Source organism: Prolixibacter sp. DSM 2831 (assembly GCF_056493735.1).
Map to the genome: position 1 here is coordinate 917,917 of NZ_CM151379.1, position 21,016 is coordinate 938,932.

General features: G+C 45.4%; 18 protein-coding genes and 2 tRNA genes. 10 read left to right on the plus strand and 10 right to left on the minus strand.

The window, feature by feature from the left end; translation table 11 throughout:
• Nucleotides 1-12: 12 nt before the first annotated feature.
• The 5 genes from AC060N_RS03570 to AC060N_RS03590 all read right to left on the minus strand — a co-directional run bounded on the left by AC060N_RS03570 (nucleotide 13) and on the right by AC060N_RS03590 (nucleotide 2,403).
• Nucleotides 13-89: transfer RNA gene (locus tag AC060N_RS03570), tRNA-Asp, on the minus strand.
• A 25-nt stretch (nucleotides 90-114) separates the two neighbouring features.
• Nucleotides 115-191 (minus strand) — tRNA-Asp (locus tag AC060N_RS03575).
• Nucleotides 192-363: 172 nt separating this feature from the next.
• Entirely contained in the window at nucleotides 364-909 is a 546-nt protein-coding gene (locus AC060N_RS03580) for an RsmD family RNA methyltransferase (protein WP_479525919.1), read from the minus strand.
• Nucleotides 900-1,751: a DUF3822 family protein gene (locus AC060N_RS03585; RefSeq protein WP_479525920.1), complete on the minus strand. Its 852-nt coding sequence runs from the start codon at nucleotides 1,749-1,751 to the stop codon at nucleotides 900-902. Before AC060N_RS03585 ends, AC060N_RS03580 begins: the two co-directional genes overlap by 10 nt.
• Before the next feature lie 10 nt (nucleotides 1,752-1,761).
• On the minus strand, nucleotides 1,762-2,403 hold the full coding sequence (locus tag AC060N_RS03590) for a hypothetical protein (RefSeq protein ID WP_479525921.1): 642 nt from the start codon (nucleotides 2,401-2,403) through the stop codon (nucleotides 1,762-1,764).
• Nucleotides 2,404-2,491: 88 nt separating this feature from the next.
• Between AC060N_RS03590 and AC060N_RS03595 the strand changes: the two genes are divergently transcribed.
• A complete protein-coding gene (locus tag AC060N_RS03595) occupies nucleotides 2,492-3,913 on the plus strand; it encodes an ATP-dependent DNA helicase (RefSeq protein ID WP_479525922.1) in 1,422 nt (473 codons plus the stop codon).
• A gap of 327 nt (nucleotides 3,914-4,240) precedes the next feature.
• Here the strand turns inward: AC060N_RS03595 and AC060N_RS03600 are convergent, their stop codons facing one another.
• The 4 genes from AC060N_RS03600 to rpsA all read right to left on the minus strand — a co-directional run bounded on the left by AC060N_RS03600 (nucleotide 4,241) and on the right by rpsA (nucleotide 8,894).
• The gene (locus AC060N_RS03600; protein WP_479525923.1) at nucleotides 4,241-5,500 is read right to left on the minus strand and encodes a C1 family peptidase; all 1,260 of its coding nucleotides are present in this window, start codon (nucleotides 5,498-5,500) and stop codon (nucleotides 4,241-4,243) included.
• A 135-nt stretch (nucleotides 5,501-5,635) separates the two neighbouring features.
• Nucleotides 5,636-6,553 carry a ribonuclease Z gene (locus AC060N_RS03605; RefSeq protein ID WP_479525924.1) on the minus strand — a complete coding sequence of 306 codons (918 nt, stop codon included), beginning with the start codon at nucleotides 6,551-6,553 and terminating at the stop codon, nucleotides 5,636-5,638.
• A 75-nt stretch (nucleotides 6,554-6,628) separates the two neighbouring features.
• Nucleotides 6,629-6,976, minus strand: a complete 348-nt coding sequence (locus AC060N_RS03610) for an STAS domain-containing protein (protein WP_106543039.1) — start codon at nucleotides 6,974-6,976, stop codon at nucleotides 6,629-6,631.
• Between the two features lie 37 nt (nucleotides 6,977-7,013).
• Nucleotides 7,014-8,894, minus strand: a complete 1,881-nt coding sequence (rpsA, locus tag AC060N_RS03615) for a 30S ribosomal protein S1 (RefSeq protein ID WP_106543040.1) — start codon at nucleotides 8,892-8,894, stop codon at nucleotides 7,014-7,016.
• 298 nt (nucleotides 8,895-9,192) lie between these two features.
• On the opposite strand from rpsA, the gene AC060N_RS03620 reads away from it, so the two are divergent.
• From AC060N_RS03620 to AC060N_RS03640, 5 genes are all read left to right on the plus strand, one after another.
• Nucleotides 9,193-10,149 carry a UDP-glucuronic acid decarboxylase family protein gene (locus tag AC060N_RS03620; protein WP_479525925.1) on the plus strand — a complete coding sequence of 319 codons (957 nt, stop codon included), beginning with the start codon at nucleotides 9,193-9,195 and terminating at the stop codon, nucleotides 10,147-10,149.
• A gap of 164 nt (nucleotides 10,150-10,313) precedes the next feature.
• The gene (gene rfbA, locus AC060N_RS03625; protein ID WP_463238054.1) at nucleotides 10,314-11,195 is read left to right on the plus strand and encodes a glucose-1-phosphate thymidylyltransferase RfbA; all 882 of its coding nucleotides are present in this window, start codon (nucleotides 10,314-10,316) and stop codon (nucleotides 11,193-11,195) included.
• A 6-nt stretch (nucleotides 11,196-11,201) separates the two neighbouring features.
• Nucleotides 11,202-11,771 carry a dTDP-4-dehydrorhamnose 3,5-epimerase gene (rfbC, locus tag AC060N_RS03630; RefSeq protein WP_479525926.1) on the plus strand — a complete coding sequence of 190 codons (570 nt, stop codon included), beginning with the start codon at nucleotides 11,202-11,204 and terminating at the stop codon, nucleotides 11,769-11,771.
• Between the two features lie 96 nt (nucleotides 11,772-11,867).
• Nucleotides 11,868-12,737: a dTDP-4-dehydrorhamnose reductase gene (gene rfbD, locus AC060N_RS03635; protein WP_106543044.1), complete on the plus strand. Its 870-nt coding sequence runs from the start codon at nucleotides 11,868-11,870 to the stop codon at nucleotides 12,735-12,737.
• A gap of 7 nt (nucleotides 12,738-12,744) precedes the next feature.
• Entirely contained in the window at nucleotides 12,745-14,490 is a 1,746-nt protein-coding gene (locus tag AC060N_RS03640; RefSeq protein ID WP_479525927.1) for a phospho-sugar mutase, read from the plus strand.
• Between the two features lie 74 nt (nucleotides 14,491-14,564).
• On the opposite strand, the gene AC060N_RS03645 is transcribed toward AC060N_RS03640, so the two are convergent.
• Nucleotides 14,565-16,844: a spermine/spermidine synthase domain-containing protein gene (locus tag AC060N_RS03645; RefSeq protein WP_479525928.1), complete on the minus strand. Its 2,280-nt coding sequence runs from the start codon at nucleotides 16,842-16,844 to the stop codon at nucleotides 14,565-14,567.
• A gap of 261 nt (nucleotides 16,845-17,105) precedes the next feature.
• Here AC060N_RS03645 and AC060N_RS03650 point away from each other — a divergent pair, with 261 nt between their 5' ends.
• From AC060N_RS03650 to AC060N_RS03665, 4 genes are all read left to right on the plus strand, one after another.
• A complete protein-coding gene (locus tag AC060N_RS03650; RefSeq protein ID WP_479525929.1) occupies nucleotides 17,106-17,861 on the plus strand; it encodes a 3-keto-disaccharide hydrolase in 756 nt (251 codons plus the stop codon).
• A gap of 35 nt (nucleotides 17,862-17,896) precedes the next feature.
• Nucleotides 17,897-18,352, plus strand: coding sequence for a DUF5362 family protein (locus AC060N_RS03655; RefSeq protein ID WP_479525930.1), 456 nt, complete (start codon nucleotides 17,897-17,899; stop codon nucleotides 18,350-18,352).
• Between the two features lie 241 nt (nucleotides 18,353-18,593).
• On the plus strand, nucleotides 18,594-20,123 hold the full coding sequence (gene guaA / locus AC060N_RS03660) for a glutamine-hydrolyzing GMP synthase (protein WP_479525931.1): 1,530 nt from the start codon (nucleotides 18,594-18,596) through the stop codon (nucleotides 20,121-20,123).
• Nucleotides 20,124-20,359: 236 nt separating this feature from the next.
• Nucleotides 20,360-20,869, plus strand: coding sequence for a hypothetical protein (locus AC060N_RS03665; RefSeq protein ID WP_479525932.1), 510 nt, complete (start codon nucleotides 20,360-20,362; stop codon nucleotides 20,867-20,869).
• Nucleotides 20,870-21,016: the final 147 nt, after the last annotated feature.

Sequence of the window (21,016 nt, forward strand, 5' to 3'; positions counted from 1 at the left end):
TCAATATTTTATTGGCGGTCCGGACGGGACTCGAACCCGCGACCCCATGCGTGACAGGCATGTATTCTAACCAACTGAACTACCGGACCAAAATCGTTTTCCTTAATATTTTATTGGCGGTCTGGACGGGACTCGAACCCGCGACCCCATGCGTGACAGGCATGTATTCTAACCAACTGAACTACCAGACCATGTGTTTTTCAGGAGAACGTTCACAAAATATGAAAGAACCGGGCCTTGCGCCCTGCCTTATTTTTAAAGGCGATGCAAATATATAGCTTGTTTCTTTAACTGCAAATCTATACTCCAATTTTTTTACCAATTTTTCAGTAAACGAAACCGGAAACGCTTTCGTGAATATACTTAATCTTTTTCTTGTGAGAAGATGGAAAAATGAACACTTCCGTATTTGCGCAATTCGCTAAAACGGGGGTGTGAGCTAAAATTGTTTGTTTTTCCGTGCTCGAGGATGAAAATGCCGCCCGGATTTAACAAGTTGTGTTGAAAGATAAGCTCTGGCAAGGTTTCCAGATTGGGGAGGTCATACGGCGGATCGGCGAATACCAAATCGTATTTCCCTGCACTTTTTTCGATAAATCGGAAAACATCACCTTTAATCAGGTGAACTGCTTTCTCAACTCCCAGCTTTTTTATCGTTTCCTGAATAAAGGAACAGTGGCGGTAGTTTTTTTCCACACAAGTGACCTTTTCACATCCGCGCGAAACAAATTCCAACGTAATGCTTCCGGTTCCCCCGAACAGGTCGAGCACGGATATTTCGTCCAAATCTATCCGGTGAATCAGAATATTGAAAAGATTTTCCCTGGCAAAGTCAGTAGTGGGTCTTGCTTTGAAGCTGTTGCCCGGACTGAAATGCCTTCCTTTGAATTCTCCGCCGATTATTCGCATCGATATAAACTTAACAGGGGTGCGTAGTAGTGTTCGGGTATTTCGTTAAAGGTGTAGCTGTATTGGTACGTTGTATCGAGTTTGGCAAACGAAACCTTCCGGATGTATTTTTTCAGTAAATAATAGTGTGGTGCCATCCGGGAAATAGAGCCTGAAATTATCACATTTACCTTTTCAGGATTGAGTTTTAATTGCTCGAAGATGTACATCACATAGTACAGCACATCATTTTCGTCCCGGTAGGTAAAGTTGTTGTATAATTTGAGTTTTGGGCCTTCGATGGCAATCAAATCAAAATCGTGCCGGAAGAAATTTAAATGTACCTCCACCCGTTCTGTTTGCGATTTGTTGCGTTTTAATGCACTTTCAACAATCGGGTATATATGGTGCCGCAGCGTTGCTTTTGGAAACTTGGCGAGAAGGAATTCGCGGAAGTTGACCGGAATTTCATAAAGCGACCAGGCTTCAGCTTTGTTGAGATGCGTTTTCTCAATCGTGAAATTCTTTTCCAACGGATGGTTGAAAGCGAAAAACTTTTCGGTTGTTCCTCTTGAGTACATGGCTTCCGGTACCAGCGTCGATTTCCGCGTGGAGTAGATAATGTCGACGCTTTTGTATTCGAGGTTGAAAAGCTCCTCTTCTTCAATTACATCTCTCAGCCGGTTGAGCAACAGGCGAGGCCTTTTCAGGAAAACGGGGTGGTTCCGCAGCAGGACGTATTTCCCCTTCGGAACATCGAGTATACAAAAAGAAAATCCATCCAGACTAATCTGGATGGATAAATGATATAGTAAAGATTGGGTACTATCAAATGTTTTGTCAATAAAACGAATATCTCGCATTAGCTAAACATTATTCCCAGTTTCCTGCATTGTTATTTGCTTCGGTAAGTGAACCAACTTTCAAGCCGGGATATTTTCCGTCAACCCTGCTTTTCTCATTCAGATTAATAATTTCCTGTCCGTACTCATCTTCCAACTGACTTAGAATGATATTGTTGTGTGCACGAGCTTCGAATACAGCAACGTCAACACCCGAACCAGTTTTCACGCGGGTAGCACCCAGGAAAAATTTCTTGCCACCGGAGTAAGGAATGATCGGCAATTTGTTGATCGGATAATTCTTGCCGAAAACCGAGTCCAATACAGCAACTTTAATCGTGTCACGGATGATCTTACCTTCTCTCAATGCTTTCTCTTCTGTCCAGCCGGCATCAATCATCGAGTCAGTCACAGAACCAATTTTACGTACCAACGGTAACGAGTCAGTCTTTACAAAGGTGAGCAGTGTATCCCAACTACCAGTGAATTTCCCATTCACATCTTTGTAAGCCAGCTCTGCCTTACGAATATCTTTCAGTTTATTCACGACCGCATCGTAGCGTACTTTTTTCTCTTTCTGAAAATCGATCGGCCTACGAACGGTGTCGTATATCTCATATGTCAGCACGACTGCTGCGATGATAAGAACAACTTGTAGTAATATTTTCTTCATTTTTTTTCTGAATGAATTTGTTGGTTTGCCTGCAAATTTAAAAAAAAAAATAAATCTTGGGCTGCGGAACTCGCTTAATTTCTGTGATATGTTAAAAAACCACGTTAAGAATTCAATATACGAAGTATTGGGTTTTGAACCAACTGAAAGTCAGAAAGAAATGATTGACTTACTTGCTGGTTACATCACCTCACCCCACGCCGATTTGGTTTTCCTGTTGAAGGGATACGCGGGTACCGGGAAGACTTCAGTAGTGAGTTCTTTGGTGAAGGTTTTAGCAGGAATGAAGATTCGGACAGTTTTGCTTGCCCCTACCGGAAGGGCTGCCAAAGTACTGTCGCATTACGCTCAAACAACAGCATTAACGATTCACAAGAAAATTTATCGGCAAAAATCCACAGCCGATGGTACCGGCCGGTTTTCACTGGATCGAAATCTGCACAAAGACACCGTTTTTATTGTCGACGAAGCATCCATGATTTCGAACCTGGGGCAGGAGAGTTCCATCTTTGGTTCCGGGCATTTACTCGACGATTTGATTGAGTACGTTTATAGCGGAAAAAACTGCCGGCTAATCCTGGTCGGTGACGTAGCTCAGTTGCCTCCTGTTGGACTGGATATCAGTCCGGCGCTCTATCCACAAGAGCTCGAATATTACAACCTCGAAGTGCTGATGAGCGAACTTTCCGATGTGGTGAGACAGGAGGCTAATTCCGGCATCCTGCACAACGCTACGCAAATCAGAACGATGTTGGAAGAGGAAGCTTCGTTTGGCTACTGGCCGATTGAAACAGAAGAGTTTGATGATATTATCCGCTTGAGCGGGGAAGAGTTGATCGAGGAGATTTCTTCCTGTTACAGTAAATACGGTATGGAAGAGACCATGATTGTTACGCGCTCCAATAAGCGGGCTAACAAGTTTAATGAAGGCATTCGCCGAACGGTTCTCTACCGCGAAGAAGAACTCTCGACCGGCGATTTGTTAATGGTGGTGAAGAATAATTATTACTGGCCAAAGGAAATTGAAGAACTGGATTTTATTGCCAACGGCGACATTTCCGAGGTAATCCGGATACGGAAATATGAAGAGTTGTACGGTTTCCGCTTTGCGAACGTGACCTTACGGTTTATCGATTACAAAGACGTGGAGATCGATTGTAAGATCTTTTTGGATACGCTAATGCACGATGGTGCGTCATTCACATCGGCCGAAAATAAGCGCTTGTTCGAAGCCGTTTCAGAAGATTATCTCGATATTCGGAATAAACGGCAACGGTGGGAAAAAATTCGCGAGAATGAGTATTTTAATGCACTGCAGGTAAAGTTTGCTTATGCAGTGACCTGTCATAAAGCGCAGGGTGGCCAGTGGAAGGCTGTTTTTGTCGATCATGGCTACCTGACCGAGGAGATGATTGACCGTGAATACCTGCGTTGGATGTATACCGCTTTTACACGCCCAACCGAACGACTTTACCTGGTCAACTTCCGGAAAGAGTTTTTTGGAGAATAAAACAGCGGATTTTCTTCCTTGCATTCGTGTTTAAGGATTATTCGTGGGGAATTAACCCTGAACGAATATGTTTTGGGGTTTTTCTTAATAGAAGATTGCTGAGCAAACCTGTTTCGGCTTCATTCTATTTAGGAGGATGGTGAGCAAACCCGTTTAGGGTTATTGGGAGTTAAATTGAACGCCAAGCAAATTTGTTTAGCCATAATCTGAATAAATCCGGGCCCTTACAGATTGGTTTGGGGATTTCCGGTAGCAAAGGAGGTTCCAGGCGGAGTTGTTTTCCAGGAAAAGAAAAACGGGAACTTAAAAAAGCTCCCGTTCCTTGTTTTATTTCTTTTCGTCGAATTTCTTCAGAATATCTTTTACCGCAGCACGGTTGATGGTGAAGCCCATCATTTTCAGCTTCACATAATCCTGGCTGAAGAAGTAGTAGCCAAATTCCGGTGCGTTCGGGTCGTTGTTACGCGAGCCCGAGCTGGAATCTTTAATCAGGTACCAGTCTTTGCCATTGCCATTGAAATTGGCGAGGTAGCCCACGAGGTGCATACCGTGATCGTCGGTTGTACTTTCGTTGGCAAAGCGGAATTCACGGGCATCATCGTTGATGTATGCCGACGGAATATCGAAATCGGGGACGATCGCGCATTGTGTGTCACGCGAGAATCCTGCCTCAGAAACATCACCGCCAATACTCATGGTATAACCTTCGCGAATCGCGTCGTGGATGATTTTCATGAAGACATCGAGCGGAACATTGTAGTAATCCTTGTTGTGCCACCAGTTGTCCGGTACTTCATATTCTACTTTCTGCCAGTAAGGCTTTTGCTTGTACGAAAGAATTTCCACGAAATCATTCGGATCGAATTTCAGGTAGTCCTTCATGTATGCCATTGGGGTCATATCTTTTCCATCGACCATGAAATGCGTTGGAGGAACGCCCATGTAGTGGTTCATGATATCTTTGATGGTTGCCAGTACCTGGTCTTCGTTCCAGGCGTTGTTCTTTTTCACCGATTCGAGGTAACTCTTCATTTCGGCAAACATTTTGGCATGCGAATGAAATTTGTGACCGTCAATCAGGCCGGTGTAAGCCGATTCAGGCATCAAACCGTACTGTTTGGCCAAACGGGCATCGGCGTTTCCTTCCGAACCTTCGTCGAACAGAGAGTTGCCCCGTTTCTCGACATAGCGGCGGGCTTTTGCAACATATTCCCAATAAACCATGTACATCTCCGACAACTTCACTTTTTTGCCGGTCATGCGGTAAATTTCCGATTCGTAAAACGAAAGGGTAGAGAAATCCCAGCAGGTACCGGTGTTCCCTTGCGAAATAGGCGGATTGGCCCAGTAGCGTTTGTAAAGGTCTACTTTGTTGGGAAGCTTCATTCCCGATTGGTCCATCTGGAAACGATAGTAAGACGGTTTCTTAGCGAGTGAGTCGTTTACCGCGTTTACATCTTTCATGATGGTTTGGTAGTAGTACCCTTTCCCTTGCGGGATTTCAACCATTTTGCCTTTGTCGCGATCCTGGGCGAACAAATTGGCCGAGGCCAGCAAAACAGCTGCCAAAAGAATAATTCTTTTCATGCAAGTTTGTATTTGATTATCATTTTTCTGCAACAGGTCAGAATAAGCCGCTAAAAAGCGAAACATTATGACTTGTTCGACAGATCGTTATTTTTAAAGGTTCTAAAAATAGAGATTTCTGACGAAAGAAAATGCTCAGAGTATTTCAAATGTTGCTCCGTCTTCGGCTGGATAGCTCTCAGGGAAAATGCTTCTTGCATCATCGACGAGTGGCTGAATGTCTTTGTAGCGTGCGGAAAAGTGTCCCAGAATCAGTTTACTGGCGTTGGCTTGTTGGGCCATCTTAGCTGCTTCGCCGGCCGTGGAATGATACGTTTTGTGAGCCCAATCTTCCAGATCGTTGGCAAAAGTGGCTTCGTGGTAAAGCAAATCGACTCCGCTGATGGATTTCAGGGCAGGTTCGTGATAAATGGTGTCGGTGCAAAAGGCGTAGGAACGCGGTTTTTCGGCCGGTATGGTCAGCTCGGCATTCGGAATCACCCGGTCATCAGGAAGCACAAAATCGCTGCCTTCTTTAATCTTTACGCGCTCTTTCAGCGGAATATCAAATTCCTCCAGCTTATCCTTCCGGAGATGCGGAAGTTTCGGTTGTTCACTAAAGCGGAAACCGCAACAGGGAACCCGGTGTTTTAGCGGGAACGATTCGACTTTTATTTTTTTGTTCTCGAAAATTACCTGCGGGCGTTTGAAATTGAGCGGATGAAAGACAACGCGAAAGTCCATTTCGCTGCGGAAGAAAGCGGTATGACAGTCAAGAATTTCCTGTAAAGGTGAATGCGCATAAATGTGCAGGTCGTTTTTTCGTCCGAGCAACGACATGGTGGAAAGTAAACCGGGTAACCCGAAAATGTGATCGCCATGAAGGTGTGAAATGAAAATGTGGTTAAGCTTTCCGATTCTGGCTTTGTATTTCCGGAGCTGAATTTGAGTGCCTTCGCCGCAGTCGATCAAATAGGGCTGGTTGTTGAGGGAAACAACCTGGGAGGTGGGGAAGCGTTGGGAGGTCGGCAGCGCCGAACTGCTTCCGAGAATGGTAACCGTAAATGGGAGCATACATTGGTTTTGACCAAATATAAAAAGAAAGCCCGGCTTGTTCAAACCGGGCTTTTTCTTTATATCTGAAAAGACTTATGCATCTTTATTGAGCAGTTTACTGGCTTCCTTTTCATCGGTTGTGATGGTCAAAACCGTGTCGAGCATTGCCAGTTTTATCAGCTTGTCAACCATCGGTGTCAATCCGCACAAGACGAATTGTCCCGAAACATTCTCACAAAGCCGATTGCCTACTAACAGGGCGCTCAGACCCGAAGAGTCACAATATGTACACTCACTGATATCGAGGACGATGTTCTTTTGTCCATTTTCCGTTGCCAATACCAGTTCAGATTTCAAATCGGGTGCGATAAGACTATCGAGCCTTTCGTTGTGCACCTGAATGACGGCGTAGCCTTCTTTATTCTGCGTACCAAAGTTCATAGATGCAAGATAAGAAATTATGATGAATTACAATTTCTTATTCATTGTCTTTTTTTTCGTCTTTCTCCATCTTGGATTTCAGAGCAGCCAAATCGCTGATATCACCAAGAGTGGTTTTCTCCAGGTTATCCTTAACGGTTTTCATACCTTTTTGAGTCTGCTTGGTAGCAGTTCTCTTCTTGGCATTGTCTTCAGCTTTCTTCACATCTTCGTATACACGTGAGTGAGACAGGATGATGCGCTTAGCTGATTTGGAGAACTCGATTACTTTGAATTCCAGTTTTTCGTCGAGTTTCACCTGCGAACCGTCTTCTTTAACCAGGTGACGAGGAGTAGCGAAACCTTCAACACCGTAAGGCAGTGAAATTACCGCTCCTTTATCGAAGATGTCGATAACGGTACCTTCGTGGATAGAATCAACCGTAAAGATGGTTTCGAATACATCCCATGGGTTTTCTTCCAGTTGCTTGTGACCAAGGCTCAAACGACGATTGTCTTTGTCGATGTCGAGAACGACTACTTCGATGTCAGCACCGATAGAAGTGAATTCTGACGGATGTTTGATTTTCTTGGTCCAGCTCAGGTCGCTGATATGGATCAGGCCGTCAACACCTTCTTCGATTTCAACAAATACACCGAAATTGGTGAAGTTGCGAACGCGTGCGGTGTGTTTCGAACCAACGGAATATTTCTCGTCGATTTTCTCCCATGGATCCGGTTTCAGCTGCTTGATACCGAGAGACATTTTGCGATCTTCACGGTCAAGAGTCAAAATCATGGCTTCTACTTCGTCACCTACTTTCAGGAAGTCCTGAGCAGAACGCAGGTGCTGTGACCAGCTCATTTCTGATACGTGAATCAGACCTTCAACGCCGGCAGCGATTTCAACAAATGCTCCGTAATCAGCCAGAACAACTACTTTACCTTTTACGATGTCGCCCACTTTCAGCTCGGCGCTCAGGTTATCCCACGGATGTGGAGTCAGCTGTTTCAGACCAAGTGCAATACGTTTCTTGTCATCATCGAAGTCGAGAATAACCACGTTGATTTTCTGATCGAGCTGTACGATTTCGCTCGGATGCGAAACACGGCCCCAACTCAGGTCGGTAATGTGAATCAAACCGTCTACGCCACCCAGGTCGATGAATACACCGTAAGAGGTAATGTTTTTGACAGTTCCTTCGAGAACCTGACCTTTTTCGAGTTTCGAGATAATTTCTTTCTTCTGCTGCTCGAGTTCAGCTTCGATAAGTGCTTTGTGTGAAACAACCACGTTACGGAATTCCTGGTTGATTTTAACCACTTTGAATTCCATGGTTTTTCCAACATAAATGTCGTAGTCACGGATGGGCTTCACGTCGATTTGCGAACCAGGAAGGAAGGCTTCGATACCGAATACGTCGACAATCATACCACCTTTGGTGCGGCACTTGATGTAACCGGTGATTACTTCGTCTTTTTCCAATGCGGCATTTACGCGATCCCAGCTGCGCAGTGCGCGGGCTTTTTTGTGAGAGAGGACTAACTGACCTTTTTGATCTTCGAGGCTTTCAACATATACCTCTACAGTGTCGCCCACTTTCAGGTCAGGGTTGTAGCGGAATTCGTTCAGTGAAACGATACCATCCGATTTGTAGCCGATGTCAACAACGACTTCACGTTTGTTCAGTGAAATTACTTTTCCGTCAACAACTTCTTTTTCTTGCAATACAGAAAGAGTATCGTTGTACAGAGCGGTCATTTCATCTTTTTTCTCGCCAGTGGCTTCCAGGGAAGTACCTTCAAAGGCATCCCAGTCAAAATCTTCGTCAGCCTCTTTCGAGGTAACTTTTTTTGCTTCCACCTTCTCGGCTTTAGCTTCTTCAGCAGCTTGGTTTACTGCTTCTGTTTGTTCGAGATTTTCTTTGTTTTCGCTCATGTAATGTTAAGCTTGTAACTTTTTATAAATTAGACATTATTTTGAATGCGCCGCAAAATTAGAACATAAACCCAACAAATCAAATCTTTGGGTTTCTTTTTTGCTGAAAGTCGGAGGTTTGCAGAGATATTTAAGAGATTGTCGTGCGGTAGTCTTCCTTTCGTGTCCTGGTCATGCGTCGCTTTACGTAATGTATCTTTATTTTGTAACTTTGCTACTCCGCGACTGCCTTGGGTAAATCCCTTTATTGCATGCAACAAGGTGGTAGTCGCGATGGTTTACTAAAACAGTTGGTTTTGTGAAAAAAATTCTGGTAACCGGAGGAGCCGGATTTCTCGGTTCGCACTTGTGCAGCAGGCTGCTCGATGAAGGCAACGAGGTGATTTGTCTCGATAACTACTTCACCGGCTCAAAACGAAATGTACTTCCCTTGCTCGATAATCCTTACTTCGAACTGGTTCGCCACGATGTGACGATGCCTTATTTTATCGAGGTGGATGAGATTTACAACCTGGCTTGTCCGGCTTCGCCGATTCATTACCAGGTCAATCCCATTAAAACCATCAAAACTTCGGTGATGGGGGCGATCAATATGTGTGGCTTGGCCAAACGCATTAAAGCGAAAATTCTGCAGGCTTCCACGAGCGAAGTGTATGGCGATCCACAAATTCATCCGCAAACAGAAGATTACTGGGGGCATGTCAATCCCATCGGACCGCGCTCATGTTACGACGAGGGAAAGCGTTGTGCCGAGTCGTTGATGATGAACTACAACTTGCAAAATGATGTTCGCATCAAAATCATCCGTATTTTCAATACTTATGGCCCGCATATGAATCCGCTCGACGGGCGGGTAGTCTCCAATTTTGTCGTTCAGGCGTTGACAGGAAAAGATATAACCGTTTACGGCGATGGACTTCAAACAAGGAGTTTCCAGTATGTAGACGACCTGATTGAAGCAATGATTCGGATGATGAATACACCTGATGATTTCATGGGCCCGGTGAATGTTGGGAATCCCAACGAGTTTTCGATGCTGGAACTGGCGAACGAAGTTTTGGATATTACCGGCTCATCTTCCAAAATTGTTCATCTTCCCACCCCGCAGGATGATCCCGAGCAACGTCAACCCGATATTTCTTTGGCGAAAGAGAAACTGAATGGCTGGGAACCAAAAGTTCAGCTCAGGGAAGGATTGGAGAAAACGGTAGCTTATTTTGATAATATGCTTCAACGTGGAGAATTGAAGCTTTGATTATTTATACTGAAATGACATGTTTCAGAATACTCTTCCTGTGAACTTTTTCAAATACTTGTACCTTTAGCCTGATGAAACCATTGTTTGTGAAGTAAACGACGGCATTTAGTTCTCGCCGAAAAAAGCCGGCGAATTTTTTTTGACCAAAAATTAGAAGGTATATGAAGGGAATTATCCTCGCAGGCGGTTCTGGCACACGTCTGTATCCAATTACGAAAAGTATTTCGAAACAGTTGTTGCCCATCTACGACAAGCCGATGGTGTATTATCCGTTATCGGTGCTGATGCTGGCGGGCATCCGGGAGGTGCTGATCATTACTACTCCGTCCGACAAAAATTATTTCCAGAACCTGTTGGAAGACGGTAGTCAGTTGGGTTTGCAGATTTCGTATGCCGAACAGCCATCGCCCGATGGACTGGCGCAGGCCTTTATAATTGGTGAGGAATTTATCGGGAACGATGATGTTTGCCTGATTCTGGGTGACAATATTTTTCACGGTTACGGTTTTAGTCAAATGCTGGAAGATGCTGCAGCATATCGGGCCGGAGCCGTCGTTTTTGGTTATTACGTGAACGATCCGGAAAGGTACGGCGTGGTGGAATTTGCCGAGAATGGCAAAGTTCTCAGTCTGGAGGAAAAACCGGCAGAACCCAAATCGAATTATGCGGTAACCGGCTTGTATTTCTATCCGAATGATGTGGTGAAAAAAGCAAAAACATTGAAACCATCGGCGCGGGGTGAGTTGGAAATTACCGATCTGAACCGTCTCTATCTCGACGAGGGTAAATTGCGCGTCAAGTTGTTGGGGCGCGGCATGGCCTGGCTCGATACCGGAACCCACGAGAGTTTGATTGAGGCGTCGAATTTCATTGCTACCATCGAGCACCGCCAGGGATTGAAAGTGGCCTGCCTTGAAGAGATTGCCTATAACAAAGGCTGGATTGGCCGGGAGCAATTGCTCGCGCTGGCTGAACCATTGAAGAAAAATCAATATGGTCAGTACTTAATACAGTTAGCTAATCAAAAGAAAGCAACTTTTTAGACGAATATGGAGATAGAAAAGACTGATCTGCCGGGAGTGCTGATTGTTCACCCGAGAATTTTCCGCGACGAGCGTGGTTATTTCTACGAAAGTTACAATGAGCAGAAGTATAAAGAGGCGGGAATCGATACGGTTTTTGTTCAGGATAATGAATCGCGTTCGGTACGGGGCGTGGTTCGTGGGTTGCATTATCAGTTGATGCCGCATGCACAAGCGAAACTGGTTCGCGTGCTCGAGGGAACCGTTTTCGATGTGGCGGTGGATATCCGGAAAGGGTCGCCTACTTTCGGAAAATGGTTTGGTGTAGAGCTTTCCGCTGAAAACAAAAAACAGTTGTATATCCCGGAAGGATTTGCTCACGGATTTTCGGTGTTGAGCGAAACTGCGGTGCTGGCCTATAAATGCAACGAGCTTTATCACCCCGAGTCGGAAAGAGGAATTGCACTGGACGATCCGGAGCTCCAAATTGACTGGAAAATCCCTCCTGAGGAGTTTATCGTTTCGGATAAAGACAAAAAAAGTCCGCGTTTCCACGATGCAGAAATGAATTTTATCTTTGCTGAAAATCAAATCTGAAATATAATAGCCAATCGTTCCGAAAGATTTGTGCAGAGCGGATTGTAAAACGTTTCGCTGTGACGGTTTTCTGTCGGAAAAGAAGTAATTATCGTTATGAAGATTCTTATAACAGGGGCCTCCGGTCAGTTGGGAAGTGAGTTCAAGGAGTTGGATAAGGAAACGCCGCAACATCAGTTTCTGTTTACTGATGTAGATGAACTGGATATTACCAATCCGGATGCTTTAGCAGAATATTTTTCCAAAGAAAATCCGGGGCTGGTGGTAAACTGTGCGGCCTACACTGCTGTTGATAAAGCAGAGGACGAACCGGAGAAAGCGGGTCTCATTAACCGCGATGCTGTTCGAAATCTGGCGTATGCCTGTCACGCGTCAGGTTCGCGTTTCATTCATATTTCAACCGATTACGTTTTCGACGGAAAAAATTTCCGACCTTACGTAGAGAATGACCCGGTGAACCCGGTTTCGGTTTACGGTCGGACAAAGATGGAAGGTGAAGGGGAACTGCTGCTGGCCGGAATCAAAGGTATTGTGATTCGGACCTCGTGGTTGTATTCATCGTTTGGAAACAATTTCGTGAAAACGATGATCAAACTGGGCAAAGAGCGGGACGAACTGAATGTGGTTTTCGATCAGATTGGAACGCCTACATACGCCCGCGACCTGGCAAAAGCAGTCATCGCGATAGCAGATAAGTTGATGAATGATCCCGCTGATTTTAAACGCGGCATTTATCATTTCTCCAACGAAGGAGTGGCTAGCTGGTACGATTTCACGTTGGCAATTCACGAATTGCACGGAGGAATCGATTGTCAAGTCTTCCCGGTAGGTTCGGAAGAATTCCCGACCAAAGCACCGCGTCCTCATTATTCTGTTCTGAACAAAACGAAAATAAAATCAACCTTCGGCCTGTCAATTCCCCATTGGCGGGAGAGCCTGAAGGAGTGTATAACAAAACTTAAATAATATCCGGATGAAGCAAAATGACGTTCTGGAGATGGTCAAAGCCAAAGCAAATGAATGGCTGACCGGTAATTACGACGAAGAGACCAAAGCGGAAATAAAGCGCTTGCTCGAAAATGACGATACCACCGAGTTAATCGATGCTTTTTACAAAGACCTTGAGTTTGGTACCGGCGGATTACGCGGTGTCATGGGGGCTGGTTCGAACCGAATGAACATTTATACGGTGGGAGCTGCTACTCAGGGATTGAGTAATTATTTGAAAATCGCTTTCGCGGATTTGGAGCAAATTAAAGTGGCGATTGGCCACGATTGCCGCAATAACAGTCGCCTGTTTGCTGAAACAGCGGCAAAGATTTTCTCGGCGAACGGTTTCAAAGTCTATCTCTTCGAAGATTTGCGTCCGACTCCGGAACTTTCGTTTGCTATTCGTGAACTGGGTTGCCAGAGCGGAATTATTTTGACCGCTTCGCACAACCCGAAAGAATACAACGGCTACAAAGCGTACTGGAACGATGGTTCGCAGGTTGTTGCTCCGCATGACGTCAATATCATTAAGGAAGTGGAGAAAGTGAAAGTCGACGACATTCGTTTCGACGGAAGCGAAGAGAACATTACCATCATGGGTGCTGACATCGATGAGAAATTCCTCAGCAAAGTGGTGACTGTTTCGCTTTCGCCTGATGCGGTGGAAAGGCAGAAAGATTTGAAGATTGTTTATACACCCATCCACGGAACCGGTGTGAAACTGGTGCCCATGGCACTTAATCGCATGGGCTTTACCAACGTAATCCATATTCCGGAGCAGGATGTCGTGAGCGGCGATTTCCCAACGGTGGTTTCACCTAATCCGGAAGAGCCGGCTGCCATGAAACTGGCAATGGAGAAAGCGGCTGAAGTGGACGCTGACATCGTGATGGCTACCGACCCGGATGCCGACCGCATTGGAGTGGCCGTGAAAAACGATAAGGGTGAGTTTTTCATCGTGAACGGTAACCAAACCGTTTTGCTCTTCCTTTATTACATCATCACCAAAAGGAAAGAAAAGGGAGACCTTGTCGGGAATGAGTTCGTGGTAAAAACCATTGTAACGTCCGAACTGGTGGCCGAAATCGCTCGTCGTAACGATGTGGAGTATTACGATTGCTACACCGGTTTCAAATACATTGCCGACGTCATTCGTGAAAACGAAGGAGTGAAGAAATACATAGGTGGAGGAGAAGAAAGTTTCGGTTTCCTTCCGGCCGACTTTGTTCGTGATAAAGATGCGGTTTCGTCGTGTGCCTTGATGGCCGAAGTGGCTGCCTGGGCAAAAGACAGCGGCAAATCGCTTTACGAACTGTTGCAGGATATTTACCTGGAGTATGGTTTCTCGAAAGAGCGCATGAAATATGTAGTGCGCAAAGGAAAAGCCGGTGCTGAGGAAATCCAGCAGATGATGGTCAACTTCCGTGAAAATCCGCCGAAAGAACTGGCTGGTTCCAAAGTGGCTGTTGTGAAAGATTATAGTACCCTGAAGGTGAAAAATATGCTGGATGGTTCAGAAACTGATATCGACCAGAAAGAGACCTCGAACGTACTGCAGTTCTTCACCGAAGATGGTTCGAAAGTTTCGGTTCGTCCTTCCGGTACCGAGCCAAAAATTAAGTTTTACATTGAAGTAAAAGGAAAACTGGAGTCGCGCGAGCAATTCGATCAACTGGATGCCGAAGCGAATGAAAAAGTCGATAAAGTGATGGCCGACATGGGCTTGTAATCATTGAATCGAATAGAAAAATAAAAACGGCCTTCCAGTGACGGGAGGCCGCTTTTCTTATGGGGAAAATGAATTTACTCTTTTATCCAAGCCCGTTCGGATCGCATCAGCAACATCGCCAGAAAATACGCAAAAGCACCGGTTACCAAAGCCACCCGGTATCCGTAATTAAAGGCTACCAACATGATGGCTGTTGAACCCAATACTGATGCGGCGCCATTGACCGCAAAGCCCCAGTCGACCAACGAACCCACGCGCAATGTCCCTTTCGGGAAAGGCATTCCCATGAAAAACCCTAGTGGCAGTATTAACACCATTGTGACTATTATTCTACCTGAAATCGGGAGAAGAACCAGTTTATCAGTCAGGAATCCGAATAAAAGGACGTCTAAAACAATCCAGACAATAATCCCCAGAAATGGGGTGGTTGACGCGAATCGTGATGAGAAGAAACTGCCGATTCCCGATGCCAGCAATAACGAGAAAAGAATGGTCATAAAGGCGTAAGAGCTGGAGCCGATAAACAGTGTGTATTTCTGGATTAGAATCACTTCGACTGTCATAAACGCTATCCCGATAAGGAAAAAATAAAGCCAACCGCGTACATTCAGTTTTTCGCCCTTTTTCAGGAATGGAATCAGGTTAATTGGGATAATGAGCAAGCCGATGACCAACAGAATGATGGTAATGAGTAGCTTCGCCAGTGGAAATCCTTTGAACTCCCAGGGTTGGACAGTTTCCAATTCCGAGACATGGAAATTCTTCCACATGCCCATTTGCGCCGCAAACGGACGGTTATCGCTTGATGGCGACAGGTCGGTGGCGCTGTTTTCCTGGGCGGACCTCCAGCCGTTTTCCACAATTTGGTTGATGAGATTGTTTTTGATGGAATCGGGACTCGGATAAACAATCCGGAACTGCGGATAATTCTCAGCCGAGAGATCATACAGCGCATTTTCCCATGTGGCTTTCTCCATCGGTTGTTTACTCATCAGCATCACCATTCTGCCCCTTCCGGGAAAATCGTAAACCGCCAGGTGATTGGCCGGATTGGGAACATTCAGCTTCTTCATCGCGTCGATGGCGTCGTTCACCAAACGGGGAATGTAAAACTGATGGTCGAGCAGCATGATGCCGCTGTCGCTCATGGCGCGGTAGTAATCTTCGAAAGCTTCGCGGGTGAACAGGTAATTCTCGGCCAGGGCAAACGAACCGGAAGCCAGTGCGGCAAAGGTATTGGTGCTTCCGGAATAGATAATATCGAACTTATTCCGGAATTGTCTCACATACGCGCGCCCATCTTCAGTGACCACTTTAACCCGTTTGTTGTGATACATATTTCCTGTAAAATCTTTCAGAAAACCATCGGTCATCATGTAGTTCAGGTAAGGAACTACTTCGACGGCGTGAATTTCTGTCGCACCTTCGTACAGCGCATTTAATACATCGGCGCCGCCGCCAGCACCCAGCGACAAGAATGTGCACGAGTCGGTTCTGCCAATCAGGTATTTCAGCGGATAACCCGACACTTGTTTTAGAGAATCCGGCTTATCGACAACGCCATCGAACTGAAAGGTTGGAGCATGCGCTGCATTGTCGATGATGCAGTAGTAAAAATCGTCGCCGGCCTTTGCCACTTTGATGTTCGCCATAGCATCCCAATGCGAGAAAATGACCGGGAAACGCTCTTTTCGTTCCTTGTGAATCAAGGTTTCTGCTTGCGGGAGGAGAAAGAGAACAATCAGCGAGAGTACGGCCGGAACGGTTCGCCACCATTTGGGAGCTTGTATGAGTGCGGCCAATAAAACCGGAAGGCATATCAGCAGTGTCGTTCGCTGTGTCTGGATGGTGTTCATTAACACAACTGCGATAACCACTCCAAGACCGGCACCGATCAGATCGGCCATGTACAGCGTTGATATTTTCTTGTTTTCAAGTTTGAAGAGTAGCGTTAACGCCATTCCTCCCCAGAAAAAGGAAGAACTGAGAATGACGATGGTCAGAATAAATTTGAGCAGCATCCAGCCACTTGAAAACAGGTGGGTGAAATTTAAATCGAGGCGCAAAACCAGTGCGGGGCCAATCAATGCGAGTATTCCCGAAAGGGTAAGATAAAGCCAGATAAGCGAAGGATTGTTTAATTTCCGGAAAAACCGAATGCTTAAACCACCGAGTCCCAGGCCGAGGATGGCCAGCGAGAGAATAAGAAAAGCGAACGTGTAAAAGAATTCGGCGGAGAAGATGCGTGTCCATAAAATCTCCAGTGCAATAAATGTTACCGACATGAGCAAAATACTCAGCCCGTGTTTCCAAATACCGGATGGGTGGGACGGTGAAGATTGATCTGTATGCATGTTCAAAGGTTTGTGGGTTTGATAGTTGATTGATTTTTTGGTTATTTAATAGTATCCTGAAAAAGGATTTCATTACATGCCGGGACGAAAAAGTATACATGTTGAGGCACTTATTTAGAAAGCTAGTTCGCAATCGATTTGCGCGATATTTTTTTACTTTTACGTTAAACAAATTCTATTTCAAGCGCAAGAACCTAATCAAAATGCATCTTTCCGTATGGCGGAGAGAGCAAACTCGTTAATAAACTAAATAATCAACTCATGAAAACAACTAACCTGATAGCGCTGACGGTGGGTATATTCTGTGTGTCGCAGGTAATGGCCCAGGAGCCGATGAAAATGAAACCGGAAATGACTGAATTCTGGGACCCGGAAGTAACCGTCGTAACTCCGGGCGACCAACCTTCCGATGCTCCTTCCGACGCTACTGTTTTGTTTGACGGAACGCCCGGTAGTTTGGCTGCCAATTGGGTGGGACAGGATGGTAACGCTCCGAAATGGAACGTGGCTGATGGTTGTGTGACGGTGGTTCGTGGAACCGGCGTTATTCAGACCAAAGAGAAATTTGGTGACGTTCAGTTGCACATCGAATGGCGAACACCGGCGGAGGTTGTCGGTAAAAGCCAGGGCCGTGGGAACTCGGGCATCTTTCTGCAGGAGCGCTATGAACTTCAGGTGCTCGATAATTATAACAATCGCACCTATCGCAACGGACAGGCAGGTTCCATCTACAAGCAATATGCGCCGTTGGTGAACGTTTGCAAAAAGCCGGGCGAGTGGCAAACTTATGATATCATTTACACGGCTCCGCGCTTTAAGGAGGATGGAACCTTATTTACGCCGGCACGTTTTACCGTTTTGCAAAACGGCGTGTTGGTGCAGAACAATGTTCAGTTGCTTGGGCCGACCGAATATATTGGCATTCCGCAATACAAAGCACACGGAAATGGTTCTCTGATTTTACAGGATCATGGCAACCCGGTGAGCTACCGGAATATCTGGATACGAAAATTATAAACATCAATATTGTTTAACCTCAATTAATTATTTCTATGGAATTGATAGAAAACAAGGGCATTACTTTGTCTGAGGATGCTCTTCGTCAGATTAGCCAGACGGCAAAATGGGCACAGTTTCTGGCTATCATTGGCTTTGTCGTTACGGCTTTGATTGTCGTAGCCGGATTGTTTATGGGTTCGTTTATGTCCATCTTCCGGGAGATGGGAGGAGGAACGGCACCGATGCCGCACATGCCTTTTATGGCGCTTTCGATCGTGTACGTAATCATGGGAGGAATTTATTTTATTCCCAGCTGGTTCCTGTACAAGTTTTCGACGGAAACCCGCAAAGCGTTGCTCGGAAACGATGACGAAATTCTGACGCAGGCGTTTGCGAATCTTCGACGAACCTTCAAATTTCTCGGTATCATGACCATCGTAATTATTGGCCTGTATGTGTTGGTCATTATTGCAGTGACGATTGGTGCTGCTGTAGGAGCTGCTTTTTAATTGAGTTATTTTACATAGATTTTTAGGAAAGGTCTTTCGGTTGTCGCCGGAAGGCCTTTTTTCTTTTTATACACTTTCGTGAAGATGTGAAAATGGCCGGTATTCAGGCTGAAGTAATTTCAAAATGGCAGACCGTGTGAAGAAATTGCAAAGATTTTTTCGGGTGCACCCCCTCTTTTTCAGCATCAGTAAAATATCCATATCTTTGCGGCAAAATTCACAACCCTCTTAATTCCACACCATGCAGGAGAAAATTCTGATTCTCGACTTTGGTTCCCAGTACACTCAGCTGATCGGGCGGCGTGTTCGCGAACTGAACGTCTATTGTGAAATTCATCCCTTTAACCATTTTCCGGAAATCGATGAGTCAGTGAAAGGTGTCATCCTTTCGGGAAGCCCGTTCTCTGTTCGCGATGAGCAGGCACCGCGCATCGATTTGGACGAGATAAAAGGAAAGATGCCGCTTCTCGGCGTTTGCTACGGCGCACAGTACATGGCGCATTTCTTTGGTGGCGAAGTCGCTCCTTCGGACAGTCGTGAGTATGGCCGGGCCAACCTGAAATACATCGACCAGAGCAACGAACTGTTCAAAGGCATTAACCTCGATACGCAGGTTTGGATGTCGCATGGCGATACCATTGTTCGGATGCCGGAAAACTATCAGGTGATTGCTTCTACTTCGGATGTGGAGAATGCCGCTTACAAAATCGAAGGCGAAACCACGTACGCGATTCAGTTCCATCCGGAAGTCTATCATACCACCGAAGGCCGCGAATTGCTAAAGAACTATGTGGTCGATATCTGCGGTTGCAAACAGGACTGGACACCTGCATCGTTCATCGAAACGACCGTGAAGGAGTTGCGCGACCAGCTCGGCAATGACAAAGTGGTGCTGGGATTATCCGGTGGTGTCGATTCGAGTGTGGCCGGTGTGCTTTTGAACAAAGCCATCGGGAAGAATCTCACCTGCATTTTCGTGGACAACGGGTTGTTGCGGAAAAATGAATTTGAAGATGTGCTGGAATCCTACAAGGATATGGGCCTGAATGTGATTGGTGTGGATGCGAAGGAAAAGTTCTGGAACGATCTGAAGGGCGTAACCGATCCGGAGCAGAAGCGCAAAATCATTGGCCGCGATTTCATCGAAGTGTTCGACGTGGAAGCACACAAGATACAGGATGTGAAGTGGCTGGCTCAGGGTACCATTTACCCCGACGTTATTGAGTCGGTTTCCGTGAACGGACCTTCGGCAACCATCAAATCACACCATAATGTGGGCGGACTACCCGAGAAGATGCACCTGAAAGTGGTCGAGCCGCTGAAGTTGCTTTTCAAAGACGAAGTACGACGCGTAGGAAAGGCGCTCGATATCAAAGCTTCGTTGCTGGGACGTCATCCGTTCCCGGGACCGGGATTGGGTATTCGAATCCTCAGCGATATTACTCCTGAGAAAGTGCGTATCCTGCAGGAAGCCGATGCCATTTTCATCAATACCATGAAAGAGTGGGGACTGTACGACGACGTATGGCAGGCTGGCGTGATGCTGCTGCCGGTGCAATCGGTTGGTGTGATGGGCGATGAACGGACGTACGAAAATGTGGTGGCTCTCCGTGCGGTAGCTTCTACTGATGGTATGACGGCCGACTGGGTGCACCTTCCGTACGATTTTCTCGCCAAAGTTTCCAACGACATCATTAACAAAGTGCGTGGCATTAACCGCGTGGTTTACGACATCAGTTCCAAACCGCCGGCCACCATCGAATGGGAATAATCACCTTGTGAATATATTGTCAGCGGGCTGTCCACTTCGGATGGCCCGTTTTTATATTTCATAATAATTTCCATTCACCACACAGAATCGACCGTTCACATACCAGATCCGTACGTTCATCAAAAAAAAGCTGAAAATGAGGGGGGGTAGATATTTATTGTGTAGTTTTAACTTTATAGGACAGTAATTATTTCTAACCAGACTTTTTAGAATATTAATCTCTAACCTTTCCTCTTATGAAAAAAAATGTCAGTTTCTTTTTGTTTTTTGCCGTCTTCTTGATTGGGTGTAACAAAAATGATGAATCCAATAATCATGGTGTTGTGCTCGAGGCAGTCGTCGAGTTTAGTCTGCTTGATGCAAACAACGATGATTTGTTGAATGCATCTACTCCTGGGTATTATCCTTTTGAAAAAATGAAGCTTTATTTTGTAGAAGATGGTAAAAAAATTGAAGTATATGATCCGGAAATGAATGATCCGAGACGACTTGCTATATACAAGTCACTTACCCCATATCATTTAATTGTTTATACATCGGATGATGATACAAAAGGAATAATCAGTGAAAATGATAGTATTAAAACGGGGATATCCGTTGCTTATTTGCAACTAAACGACGAGGTCACTGATACCATTAAGACAGAATGGAAAAGGGGTCCCGGTTATTTCGTGAATACAAAAGTTTGGTATAATGGGGTCTTGCAACAACATCCTGATACTCCGTTTGAAGTTGTCAAACAATAAATCAAATAGAGACTTGAGGATGTCTGTCAATAGGATACAAATTTTCATTTAATTGTTTGTCAGTGTTTCAGCGGGCTGTTCATTTCTGATAGCCCGTTTTTTGTTTCATTGTTTTTCCTTCGTTACACAAAATCGGCCGTTCACATA